The sequence below is a fragment of the Enterobacter sp. R-1.6.2 genome (assembly GCF_035064085.1).
Taxonomy (GTDB): Bacteria; Pseudomonadota; Gammaproteobacteria; order Enterobacterales; family Enterobacteriaceae; genus Enterobacter; species Enterobacter asburiae_B.
The window spans coordinates 58,619-70,815 of the sequence record NZ_JASEYI010000009.1 but is presented as its reverse complement, the minus strand read 5'-3'; the positions used below and the strand labels follow the sequence as shown (position 1 = coordinate 70,815).

11 protein-coding genes are annotated in these 12,197 nt (G+C 58.3%); 7 read left to right on the top strand and 4 right to left on the bottom strand.

The window, feature by feature from the left end:
* The first annotated feature begins 18 nt into the window (after positions 1-18).
* The 5 genes from flhA (at position 19) to QMN93_RS11660 (ending at position 6,278) form a co-directional block, all read left to right on the top strand.
* Complete coding sequence (gene flhA / locus QMN93_RS11680; protein WP_193139892.1) at positions 19-2,091, top strand: formate hydrogenlyase transcriptional activator FlhA; 2,073 nt, start codon at positions 19-21, stop codon at positions 2,089-2,091.
* Between the two features lie 153 nt (positions 2,092-2,244).
* Positions 2,245-3,243 (top strand): ABC transporter substrate-binding protein, encoded by a 999-nt coding sequence (locus tag QMN93_RS11675; protein WP_133550584.1) that lies wholly within the window; start codon positions 2,245-2,247, stop codon positions 3,241-3,243.
* Positions 3,243-4,280, top strand: a complete 1,038-nt coding sequence (locus tag QMN93_RS11670) for an iron ABC transporter permease (RefSeq protein ID WP_048979267.1) — start codon at positions 3,243-3,245, stop codon at positions 4,278-4,280. Before QMN93_RS11675 ends, QMN93_RS11670 begins: the two co-directional genes overlap by 1 nt.
* Positions 4,280-5,041, top strand: a complete 762-nt coding sequence (locus QMN93_RS11665) for an ABC transporter ATP-binding protein (protein ID WP_047059969.1) — start codon at positions 4,280-4,282, stop codon at positions 5,039-5,041. The genes QMN93_RS11670 and QMN93_RS11665 overlap by 1 nt, the downstream gene beginning before the upstream one ends.
* A gap of 16 nt (positions 5,042-5,057) precedes the next feature.
* Positions 5,058-6,278, top strand: a complete 1,221-nt coding sequence (locus tag QMN93_RS11660) for an MFS transporter (protein WP_193139894.1) — start codon at positions 5,058-5,060, stop codon at positions 6,276-6,278.
* 5 nt (positions 6,279-6,283) lie between these two features.
* On the opposite strand, the gene QMN93_RS11655 is transcribed toward QMN93_RS11660, so the two are convergent.
* Positions 6,284-6,628: a nitrous oxide-stimulated promoter family protein gene (locus QMN93_RS11655; RefSeq protein ID WP_193139896.1), complete on the bottom strand. Its 345-nt coding sequence runs from the start codon at positions 6,626-6,628 to the stop codon at positions 6,284-6,286.
* 174 nt (positions 6,629-6,802) lie between these two features.
* On the opposite strand from QMN93_RS11655, the gene QMN93_RS11650 reads away from it, so the two are divergent.
* Both QMN93_RS11650 and mutS read left to right on the top strand, forming a co-directional pair.
* Entirely contained in the window at positions 6,803-7,033 is a 231-nt protein-coding gene (locus QMN93_RS11650; protein WP_023333217.1) for a SymE family type I addiction module toxin, read from the top strand.
* A 113-nt stretch (positions 7,034-7,146) separates the two neighbouring features.
* Positions 7,147-9,708: a DNA mismatch repair protein MutS gene (gene mutS / locus QMN93_RS11645; RefSeq protein ID WP_039263367.1), complete on the top strand. Its 2,562-nt coding sequence runs from the start codon at positions 7,147-7,149 to the stop codon at positions 9,706-9,708.
* Between the two features lie 93 nt (positions 9,709-9,801).
* Here the strand turns inward: mutS and QMN93_RS11640 are convergent, their stop codons facing one another.
* The 3 genes from QMN93_RS11640 to QMN93_RS11630 are packed head-to-tail and all read right to left on the bottom strand — an operon-like array spanning position 9,802 to position 12,053.
* Positions 9,802-10,023, bottom strand: a complete 222-nt coding sequence (locus QMN93_RS11640) for a non-oxidative hydroxyarylic acid decarboxylases subunit D (RefSeq protein WP_003862116.1) — start codon at positions 10,021-10,023, stop codon at positions 9,802-9,804.
* Positions 10,024-10,033: 10 nt separating this feature from the next.
* Entirely contained in the window at positions 10,034-11,461 is a 1,428-nt protein-coding gene (locus QMN93_RS11635) for a non-oxidative hydroxyarylic acid decarboxylases subunit C (protein ID WP_182382627.1), read from the bottom strand.
* Positions 11,451-12,053 carry a non-oxidative hydroxyarylic acid decarboxylases subunit B gene (locus tag QMN93_RS11630; protein ID WP_193139898.1) on the bottom strand — a complete coding sequence of 201 codons (603 nt, stop codon included), beginning with the start codon at positions 12,051-12,053 and terminating at the stop codon, positions 11,451-11,453. The genes QMN93_RS11635 and QMN93_RS11630 overlap by 11 nt, the downstream gene beginning before the upstream one ends.
* Positions 12,054-12,197 lie beyond the last annotated feature (144 nt).

Here is a 12,197-nt window from a genome sequence, read left to right as displayed (position 1 = left end):
TTTCTATTGGAAAGCAATATGCCGTATACACCGATGAGCGATCTTGGACAGCAGGGCCTGTTTGACATCACGCGCACACTTTTACAGCAGCCCGATCTCGGTGCGCTGAGCGATGCCCTGACGCGGCTGGTCAGGCAATCGGCGCTGGCGGACAGCGCCGCGATTGTGCTCTGGCTTAGCGGAACGCAGCGCGCGAGCTACTACTCGACGCGTGATAATGGCAAAACGTTTGAATACGAAGACGAAACGTATCTGGCGCACGGCCCGGTGCGCCGCATACTCTCCCGGCCTGAAGTGCTGCACTGCAACTTTGCGGAGTTCCGCCAGGCGTGGCAGAAGCTGGCGGAGAGCGACCTCTATCAGCCTTTCGGGCATTACTGCATGCTGCCGCTGGCGGCTGAGGGCCAGATTTTTGGCGGCTGCGAGTTTATCCGCACGACCGACCAGCCCTGGAGCGAGGCGGAATACGAGCGCCTGCACACCTTTACCCAGATTGTGGCCGTCGTCGCGGAGCAGATCCAAAGCCGCGTCACCAATAACGTCGATTACGACCTGCTGAGCCGCGAGCGCGACAACTTCCGCATTCTGGTCGCCATCACCAACGCCGTGCTCTCCCGCCTGGACATGGACGAGCTGGTCAGCGAAGTCTCGAAAGAGATCCACCACTATTTCAAAATCGACGCCATCAGCATTGCGCTGCGCGGCCATCGCAAGGGCAAGCTGAACATCTACTCCACGCACTATCTCGATGAAGCCAACCCGGCGCACGAGCAGAGCGAGGTGGACGAAGCGGGCACCCTTTCCGAGCGGGTCTTCAAAAGCAAAGAGATCCTCCTGCTCAACCTGAACGAGCAGGACCCGGTCGCGCCGTACGAGCGGATGCTGTTTAACACCTGGGGCAATAAAATTCAGACCCTGTGCCTGCTGCCGCTGATGTCCGGCGACACCATGCTGGGCGTGCTAAAGCTGGCGCAGTGCGAGGAGGGCGTGTTTACCACCGCCAACCTGAAGCTGCTGCGCCAGATTGCCGAGCGTATTTCCATCGCGCTGGATAACGCCCTCGCCTATCAGGAAATTCATCGCCTGAAAGAGCGGCTGGTGGATGAGAACCTGGCCCTGACCGAACAGCTCAACAACGTGGACAGCGAGTTTGGTGAAATCATCGGGCGCAGCGACGCCATGTACAGCGTGCTTAAGCAGGTTGAGATGGTGGCGCAAAGCGACAGCACGGTGCTGATTCTGGGCGAAACCGGCACGGGCAAAGAGCTGATAGCCCGCGCAATCCACAACCTGAGCAACCGCAACAGCCGACGGATGGTGAAGATGAACTGCGCCGCGATGCCTGCGGGACTGCTGGAAAGCGATCTGTTCGGCCACGAGCGCGGTGCATTCACCGGGGCCAGCAGCCAGCGGCTTGGCCGTTTTGAGCTGGCGGACAAAAGCTCGCTGTTCCTCGACGAAGTGGGCGATATGCCGCTTGAGCTACAGCCGAAACTGCTGCGCGTCCTGCAGGAGCAGGAGTTTGAGCGCCTGGGCAGCAACAAGCTTATCCAGACCGACGTGCGGCTGATTGCCGCCACCAACCGTGACCTGAAAAAAATGGTCGCCGACCGCGAGTTTCGCAGCGATCTTTACTATCGTCTGAACGTCTTCCCGATCTTCCTGCCGCCGCTGCGCGAGCGCCCGGAAGATATCCCCCTGCTGGTCAAAGCCTTTACCGCGAAGATCGCGCGCCGGATGGGGCGCAACATCGACAGTATTCCTGCCGAGACGTTGCGCACTCTTTCATCGATGGAATGGCCCGGCAACGTGCGCGAGCTGGAAAACGTCATCGAACGCGCGGTGCTGCTGACGCGCGGTAACGTGCTGCAACTCTCCCTGCCTGAGGTTACGCTTCCTGACGTGACCGCGCCCGCCGCCGAGACAGCGAAAGAGGGAGAAGATGAATATCAGCTCATTATGCGCGTGCTGAAAGAGACCAACGGCGTGGTCGCCGGGCCAAAAGGTGCCGCCCAGCGCCTAGGGTTAAAACGCACCACCCTGCTGTCACGCATGAAGCGTCTCGGGATTGATAAAGAGAGCCTCATTTAAGACCTTATTCCGGCGGTGTTTTTCTGACACCGCCTTTTGTTCCCCTGCGTAATTGTCCCTCATTGACACAAAATCGTTTCCTCTGTATAAAATTCCGCCTTAATAATGAGTTTCATTTGCATCAATAATAATTTTAATGAAGGGTAGCGTTTCATGAAAAAGGTCATCTGCGCGTTAGGCCTGGCGATTGCGTCGGTCGGTTCTGCTCTGGCAACCACCTATCCCCTGACGATTGAAAACTGTGGCTACAAAGAGACGTTCACCAAAGCGCCGGAACGCGTCGTGGCCCTGGGTCAAAACACCGTCGAAATTTTGCTCCTGCTGGGCCTGGAAGATAAGGTGAAGGCCAGCGCCTTCTGGCCGACCAAAGTGCTGCCGCAGCTGGCGGAACAGAATGCAAAAATCAAAACCCTGACGGTCGAAATCCCGACCCTTGAATCCGTTCTTGCGCAAAATCCTGACTTTGTCCCGGCGCAGTCGCCCCTGCTGCTGGGGCCGGAAAGTAAGGTCGCAAAACGTGACGATTTGAAAACACTGGGCGTGAACAGCTACGTGTCCCCGGGCATGTGCGCGACCAAAAAAGCCACAGGCGATATGTACGGCAGCCGCCAGAAGCTGTGGGATATGACGTATCTCTATAAAGAGATTGAGGATTTCGCCAAAATCTTTAACGTTGAAGACCGCGGTCAGGCCGTTATTGCCGATTTCAAAAAACGCGAGGCCGACCTGCGTAAGGAATTCGGCAAGAGTAAAAAAGACCTTTCGTTTGTCTTCTGGTTCTCCAGTTCATCCCCTTCTGCAGACGCCTACGTCGGCGGTAAAAATAGCCCCTCCGGGTTTATCGCCAGCCTGATGGGCGGCCATAACGCCATCACGTCCGAAACAGAATGGCCAACCGTGGGTTGGGAAAGCATTATTGCCGCCAATCCGGATGTCATTGTGGTGTCCAGCCTGGACCGCAACCGCTGGGCACTTGATAACGCGGAAGAAAAAATCAAATTCCTGAAGAGCGATCCGGCGGTCAGCCAGCTGGACGCGGTTAAAAAAGGCCATATCGTGGTGATGGACGGCCAGGCGATGAACCCGACGATCCGTACGATTTACGGGGCTGAGCAGGTCGGCGAACAGCTCAGAAAGCTGGGGCTGAACTGATGACAACCGCTGTTCTTCAGGCCCGGCAGAGCCTGGTTCTGACGACCTCGGGTTTGCTCGCCCTGGTACTGTTATTTCTGACGATCGCGCTGAGCGTCAGCGTCGGCGAGCTGTCCATCCCGCTGGATAAGGTGTTTTACGCCATCAGCAATAAAATGGGGCTCACCGAGGTTCCGCTCACCCGCATCTATGAGAGCGTGATCTGGGACTTTCGCCTGAGCCGCGCGCTGGTGGCGGCCTGCTGCGGCGCGGGGCTGGCCATCTGCGGTGCCGTATTGCAGAGCCTGCTGAAGAACGCCCTGGCGGAACCTTACGTGCTCGGCGTGTCGGCAGGTGCCTCAACCGGAGCGGTGTCGGTCGTCGTATTGGGGATTGGCACGGGTGCGGTGTCGTTGTCTGCCGGGGCCTTTGCCGGGGCGTTCGCCGCCTTTGCGTTTGTCGCGTTTCTGACGAACGGCGCGCGCGGGGGAAATGAACGTACCATTCTGGCTGGCGTTGCCGCCTCACAGCTGTTCAACGCCATTACTGCCTACACCATCAGCACCTCCGCCAGCGCCCAGCAGGCGCGCGACGTGATGTTCTGGCTGCTGGGCAGCTTCAGCGGCGTTCGCTGGCCGGAATTCCAGCTGGCGCTGGTGGTGGTGCTGACTGGATTAGCCGTTTGCCTCTACTATTCCCGGGCGCTGGATGCCTTCACGTTCGGTGATGACGCTGCGGCCTCTTTAGGTATTGCCGTCCCGTGGGTGCGCCTGACGCTCTTTACCACTACCGCGCTGATTACCGCGACGATTGTCAGCATGGCGGGCTCAATCGGCTTTGTCGGGCTGGTGGTACCGCACGTGATGCGTTTCCTGTTCGGGCCGCTGCACCGCACGCTGCTGATTGCCAGCGCGCTGGCAGGGGCGATCCTGATGGTGCTGGCAGACATTGCCTCGCGCATGCTGATTGCGCCGCAAAGCCTGCCCGTCGGCGTGGTCACCGCGCTGGTTGGCGTGCCTTTCTTTGCCGTGATTATCTACCGTTCAAGGAATAAGTGATGAGTATTTGCGCTGAAAATATTACCTGGAAGGTCGGCAAAAAGGTCATCGTTAACAACGTCTCGCTGAAGGTGTCACGGGGCGAAACGGTAGGGCTGCTTGGTCCTAACGGCTGCGGTAAATCGTCTCTTTTACGGATCCTCGCGGGGCTTCGTCGCCCGGATGCTGGACTCGTCACTCTGGACGGGCAGGACATCTCCCGCATCGCCAAAAAGCAGCTGGCGCGCCGGGTCGCCTTCGTCGAGCAGCACGGCATGACGGACGCCAACATGCGCGTGCGCGACGTGGTGAAACTCGGGCGTATTCCGCACCACTCCGCTTTTTCCAACTGGAGCAACCACGATGACGAAACCGTCACCGCCGCCCTGCAGCGCGTGGATATGCTGGATAAAAGCGATCAGGGCTGGCTGAGCCTCTCCGGCGGAGAGCGCCAGCGGGTGCATATTGCCCGCGCGCTGGCTCAGACCCCAACGGAAATCCTGCTGGACGAGCCGACCAACCACCTCGACATTCATCATCAGATGCAGCTGATGCAGTTGATCAGCGAATTACCGGTCACCAGCATTGTCGCTATCCACGATCTCAACCACGCCTCGATGTTCTGCGACTCGCTGATTGTGATGCAGAAAGGGCAAATTGTGGCGACGGGGACACCGCAGGACATCTTATCCGAGTCGCTGCTGTGGGATGTCTTCCGGGTCAAAACCAAAATCGAGATCTCGCCGTTCCATGGCAAAAAGCACATCCACTTTATCGTTTAGGGGCGAGTGAACGACGATGCCCCTTCGCCCTGCCGCCGCGCTCTGGCCGCCCGTCTTACTGGGTAGCCAGTTTGTTTTCAACATTGGCTTTTACGCCGTCGTTCCCTTCCTGGCGATATTCCTGCGCGACGACATGCTGCTCTCCGGCGGACTGATCGGGCTGATCCTGGGCCTGCGTACCTTCTCGCAACAGGGGATGTTTATCGTTGGCGGTGCGCTCTCGGACCGGTTTGGCGCGAAAGTGATTATCCTGAGCGGCTGTATTGTTCGTGTTTCAGGCTATCTGCTGCTGGCCTTCGGGGAATCCCTGTGGCCGATTATTCTGGGCGCGTGTCTGACGGGCGTTGGCGGCGCATTATTCTCCCCCTCGATTGAGGCACTGCTGGCAAAAGCAGGCACTCAAAGCGAGGCAAAAGGCAAACGCAGCCGCGCGGAGTGGTTTGCGCTCTTTGCCGTCTGCGGAGAGCTCGGCGCGGTACTGGGCCCGGCTGCTGGCGCTCTGCTCACCGGCCTCGGCTTTCGTCAGGTGGCGCTGGCGGGAGCAGGCGTCTTTATCATTGCGCTAGTGGTGCTCTTCTTTTGTCTGCCTGCTGCTGGCCACCGTTCACAGACGCTGAAAATACAGCCCTGGTGGACAACGTTCCGTCAGCCGCGCTTTGTCGCCTTTATCATTGCCTACAGTTCATGGCTGTTAAGCTATAACCAGCTTTATCTGGCGCTGCCGGCGGAAATCCAGCGTTCTGGCGGTAACGAGAAAGATCTCGGCCCGCTTTTTATGCTGGCCTCCGTTCTGATCATCACCTTACAGCTGCCGCTGGCGCGCTTCGCCCGTCGCGTGGGCGCGGTGAGAATTTTGCCGGTGGGATTTTTGCTGCTGTCAGCCGCCTTTGCGAGCGTGGCGACGTTCGCCCCGATGACGCCGCCGGAAGGCTGGCTGCGCTTACTGCCTTCGGTCTGTTTTGTGACGCTGTTGACGCTGGGGCAAATGCTGCTGGTGCCATCGGCTAAAGATCTGATCCCTCGGTTTGCGGAGGAATCCACGCTTGGCGCGCACTACGGCGCACTCGCCACCGCCGGAGGCATAACGGTACTGGCAGGAAACCTGGTGTTTGGCAGCCTGCTGGATCGCGCGCTGGTGCCCTCAACGCAGGCGATGTATCCCTGGCTGCTGCTGGCCCTCTTCCCGCTCTGCAGCGCGCTGGTCCTGAAGGTGATTTGCCGCCCGCTGAGACGCTGAGCCGATCACTTTTTCGGACGGTACTTTTCCGGCAGTTCCGGCACGGGACGGCGGTCATCCATCAGATGACGAACGGTCAGAATGGGATGGCGCCATAACATACGCGGGCCTGCCCAGCGCATAACCTGCTTCATCTCTTCACGTCTGGCAGGCTGGTAGCAGTGTACGGGGCACTGCTTGCAGGCAGGCTTTTCCTCACCGAAAACGCATTTATCCAGGCGCTTATCGGCATACGCATTGAGCGCCTGATAGTGCCTTTCCTCCTGAGATGCCTGCGGGCAATGCTTTTCATACAGCGCGATCATTTTCGCGATGGTCTCTTTTTCTCGTGAGATGCGTTTACCGGACATAGCGGATTACCGAATAATAAAGTGCATCGATAATACACTTTTCAACGCTGGATTTCAGCGGTTGCATTTCGTTTCCTGAAGGCTGATTCCAGTTTTAGCCCTGCACCGGCGAACAATCACTGGTATTTTATACAGCATCAGAAATGACCTTTGTCCGTGTTGTCTGGAGACCCTATGCAAGAGCTCACGATCGGCAAACCCTATCGCCATTTGAAAGTGGGATATTTTAGAAAGCGCCATGAAGACCGAAATACCAAAATACCGAAGCGCTACAGCGTACATGCGGCGCTGAGCTTAAAAGGTGACTGGCTTGAAAAGGCGGGGTTTACGACCCATTCCCGAGTCAGGGTGGGCGTGGAGCATGGAAAAATTGTCATCGAATTAATGGCGGAAGATGCCTCGTAAAGCCACGACATTTTTCTGCGCCGGACCTTTTTTTCATGCGACAATAGAAGGAACAAACGGCCATTGAGCCCATCAAAACGGTTTATTTTCAAAGAAATGGACATCATAACTCCATGAGCACAATCGACAATTTCGACGCACATACGCCGATGATGCAGCAGTATCTGAAGCTGAAAGCACAGCATCCGGAAATCCTGCTGTTTTACCGTATGGGCGATTTTTACGAGCTGTTTTATGACGATGCTAAGCGTGCATCGCAGCTGCTCGACATCTCGCTGACCAAACGTGGCGCATCGGCAGGCGAGCCCATTCCTATGGCAGGTATCCCGCACCACGCGGTAGAAAACTACCTGGCGAAGCTGGTGAATCAGGGCGAGTCCGTTGCCATCTGCGAACAGATCGGCGATCCGGCGACCTCAAAAGGCCCGGTGGAACGCAAAGTCGTGCGCATCGTCACGCCTGGCACCATCAGTGATGAAGCCCTGTTGCAGGAGCGCCAGGATAACCTGCTGGCAGCGCTGTGGCAGGACGGTAAAGGGTTTGGCTACGCGACGCTGGATATTAGCTCCGGACGTTTTCGCCTGAGTGAACCGGCTGACCGTGAAACGATGGCCGCCGAACTGCAGCGCACCAACCCGGCAGAATTGCTCTATGCCGAAGATTTCGCCGAAATGGCGCTGATTGAAGGTCGTCGCGGGTTGCGCCGTCGTCCGCTGTGGGAATTCGAAATTGATACCGCGCGCCAGCAGCTGAATCTGCAGTTTGGCACCCGCGATCTGATTGGCTTTGGCGTTGAAAACGCCCCGCGCGGGCTATGTGCGGCCGGTTGTCTCCTGCAGTACGTGAAAGATACCCAGCGCACCGCACTGCCGCATATCCGCTCTATCACCATGGAGCGCCAGCAGGACAGCATCATCATGGATGCCGCCACGCGCCGTAACCTGGAGATCACGCAGAACCTGGCGGGTGGCGTAGAAAATACGCTCGCGTCGGTCCTCGACAGTACGGTAACGCCAATGGGCAGCCGCATGCTGAAACGCTGGCTGCATATGCCGATCCGCGATACCGAGACGCTGGTTTGCCGTCAGCAGACGATTGCCGCGCTGCAGGATCGCTATACCGAACTGCAGCCGGTTCTGCGCCAGGTGGGCGATCTGGAGCGTATCCTTGCGCGTCTGGCACTGCGAACGGCACGACCACGCGATCTCGCGCGGATGCGTCATGCTTTCCAGCAGCTGCCGGAACTGCGTGCGCAGCTGAGTGACGTTGACAGCGCGCCGGTACAGAAACTCCGCGAAACCATGGGCGAATTTACCGAGCTTCGCGAACTGCTGGAGCGCGCTATTATCGATGCACCTCCGGTTCTGGTGCGTGATGGCGGCGTGATTGCCCCAGGCTACAACGAGGAGCTGGACGAATGGCGCGCGCTGGCCGACGGTGCGACGGACTACCTCGATAAGCTGGAAATCCGCGAGCGCGAGCGTCTTGGGCTCGACACCCTGAAAGTGGGGTATAACGCGGTACACGGTTACTACATTCAGATTAGCCGCGGGCAGAGCCACCTGGCGCCGATTCACTACGTGCGTCGCCAGACGTTGAAAAACGCCGAACGCTATATCATTCCTGAACTGAAAGAGTACGAAGACAAAGTCCTCACCTCGAAAGGCAAGGCGCTGGCCCTGGAAAAACAGCTGTATGAAGAGCTGTTCGACATGCTGATGCCGCACCTGGGCGACCTGCAGCAGAGCGCCAGCGCGCTGGCGGAGCTGGACGTGCTGGTCAATCTGGCAGAACGCGCTGAAACGCTGAACTACACCTGCCCAACCTTTACCGACAAGCCCGGCATTCGCATCACTGAAGGCCGTCACCCGGTGGTAGAACAGGTGCTGAACGAACCGTTCATCGCCAACCCGCTGAGCCTGTCACCGCAGAGAAGAATGTTGATCATTACCGGTCCGAACATGGGCGGTAAGAGTACCTATATGCGTCAGACGGCGCTGATTGCGCTGCTTGCGTATATCGGCAGCTACGTCCCGGCGCAAAACGTGGAGATTGGCCCCATCGACCGTATCTTTACCCGCGTCGGGGCAGCGGACGATCTGGCGAGCGGTCGCTCAACCTTCATGGTCGAGATGACCGAAACGGCAAACATTCTGCATAACGCGACGGAGCACAGCCTGGTGCTGATGGACGAGGTCGGGCGCGGAACGTCAACCTATGACGGTCTGTCGCTGGCATGGGCCTGTGCGGAAAGCCTTGCGAATAAAATCAAGGCCATGACGCTGTTTGCCACCCACTATTTCGAACTGACGCAGCTGCCGGAGAAAATGGAAGGGGTTGCGAACGTTCATCTGGATGCGCTGGAGCACGGCGATACCATTGCCTTCATGCACACGGTGCAGGATGGCGCGGCGAGCAAGAGCTATGGCCTGGCCGTCGCGGCGCTGGCAGGTGTGCCGAAAGAGGTGATCAAGCGCGCGCGTCAGAAACTGCGTGAACTGGAAAGCCTGTCACCGAATGCGGCAGCGACGCAGATTGATGGTACGCAGATGTCGCTGTTGGTGCCTGCGGAAGAGACGTCGCCTGCGGTGGAAGCGCTGGAAAACCTCGACCCGGATTCACTGACGCCGCGTCAGGCGCTGGAGTGGATTTACAGGTTGAAGAGTCTGGTTTAGTTTTCTGCGGTCTGTTTTGTCGGGTGGCGGCTTCGCCTTACCCGACCTACAAAACCGTAGGCCCGGTAAGCGCAGCGCCACCGGGCTTTTTTTTTACAGCAGCGGCGGAATTGTCGGCACCTGCGGCGCCTCGTCAATATCCTTCTGCGTCATGCGGAACGCTTCCGGGTAATGCTCGCGGCTGGTACGGCGCAGCGGTTCGGTATCGCGCCAGGTATACAAACAATGCTGGCACTGGTAAACGGTCCAGACCCCTTTTACCGGCGACGTCGCCATCACTTCAATATGCTCATCGGCACAACGTGGACAAATCATCTTTTCCTCCTTATTGACGTGCTGCCAGCATCGCGGTCAGTTTTTCAGCCCAGGCTTTGGTTTCAGGCAGATCCTGTACCGGCTGGCTGTAGTGGCCCCGGGTGTCCGGCGCGACAGGCGTGGTGGCATCGATAATCAGTTTGTCGGTAATGCCAGCCGGGCTGGAGCCAGGATCGAGTTCAAGGACCGACATGTTCGGCAGTTGCACCAGATCGCCTGCCGGGTTCACTTTCGACGACAGCGCCCACATCACCTGCGGGAGGTTGAACGGATCGACATCCTCATCCACCATAATTACCATCTTCACGTAGCCCAGACCGTGCGGCGTGGTCATGGCGCGTAAACCCACCGCGCGGGCAAAACCGCCGTAGCGTTTTTTGGTGGAGATAATCGCCAGCAGACCATGGGTGTACATCGCGTTCACCGCCTGCACTTCCGGGAATTCCGCTTTCAGCTGCTGGTAGAGCGGCACGCAGGTGGCCGGTCCCATCAGATAGTCAATCTCGGTCCACGGCATGCCGAGGTAAAGGGATTCAAAAATCGGCCTGGTGCGGGAAGAGACTTTGTCGATACGGACCACCGTCATGTTACGGCCACCGGAATAGTGTCCGGTAAACTCGCCGAATGGCCCCTCGATTTCACGCTTGCGGCCTTCAATCACCCCTTCCAGGATCACTTCAGACCCCCACGGCACATCGAAGCCGGTCAGCGGCGCGGTGGCAATCGGGTACGGGCTTTCACGCAGCGCGCCGGCCATTTCATACTCGGACTGATCGTATTTCAGCGGCGTGGCGCCCATCAGGGTGATGATCGGGTCGTTGCCCAGCGTAATCGCAATCGGCAGGTCTTCACCGCGCTCTTCCGCCTTGTGCAGATGCAGGGCGATATCGTGCATCGGAACAGGCTGCAGGCCGAGCTTGCGCTTGCCCTTCACTTCCATGCGGTAGATCCCGACGTTCTGCTTGCCGAAGTTGTCCGGGTCGAGCGGATCGCGCGAGACAACGCACGCTTTATCGAGATAAAAACCGCCGTCACCGTCGTTCAGACGAAACAGCGGCAGGATATCGAACAGGTTAATGTCTTCACCGTCCACCGTATTCTGCGCCCAGGCCGGGTTGGCGCGACGCTCCGGCGTGACGGGGAATTTATCCCAGCGGCGGATAAACTCGTCGATCTGTTTTTTTACCGGAGTGTTCGCAGGGAGCCCCATCGAAATGGCGTGGTTCTGCCAGGAGCCGATGGTGTTCATCACCACGCGGGCATCGGTAAAGCCACGAATGTTGTCGAACCACAGCGCGGGCGCGCCGTCACCAATGCGGCCGGTCGCGTTGGCTGCCGCCGCCAGATCGGGCTCGGCGTTAACCTCTTCCTCAATTTTCAGCAGCTGCCCTTGCTCATCGAGCGCCTGCAGGAAGCTTCTCAAATCATCAAATGCCATCTTTATTCTCCTGTGAAAAATGTTTCGCCTCCCGCTGCCCGTTCCAGCGGCGCGCCTTTTTATGCTCCAGACCGAACTGGTCGAGCACGCGGGTCACGATGTGCTGGGTAATGTCATCGGCGGTTTGCGGGTGGTTGTAATACGCAGGCATGGGCGGCACCATCGCCACGCCCATGCGGGAAAGTGCGAGCATGTTCTCAAGATGAATGGTGCTGAGCGGCGTTTCACGCGGAACCAGCACCAGCTTGCGCCCCTCTTTCAGCACCACGTCAGCCGCGCGTCCCACCAGCCCTTCGGCGTAGCCCGCGCGGATCCCCGCGAGCGTTTTCATGCTGCAGGGAATGACGATCATGCCGTCGGTGCGAAACGAGCCGGAGGAGATGGTGGCGGCCTGGTCAGCCGGACTGTGGACAACGTCAGCCAGGGCAGCAACGTCCTGCGCGGTGTAGGGCGTTTCCAGCTCAATGGTGGTTTTTGCCCACTTAGACATCACCAGATGCGTCTCCACCTCCGGCATTTCCCGCAGCGCCTGCAGCAGCGCCACGCCCAGCGGTGCGCCCGTTGCCCCCGTCATTCCCACTATCAATCTCATTCATCACCTCAATATTTTGTTCGTGTACGAACATTATAAATAAGCTACTCCAGGATCGTTTACCTGACAAGATCGTTCGCATACGATCACACGAATGGCTAAAAGATGCCGCGTTAAAATTGAGAGCAATAGCGGCTATCATAG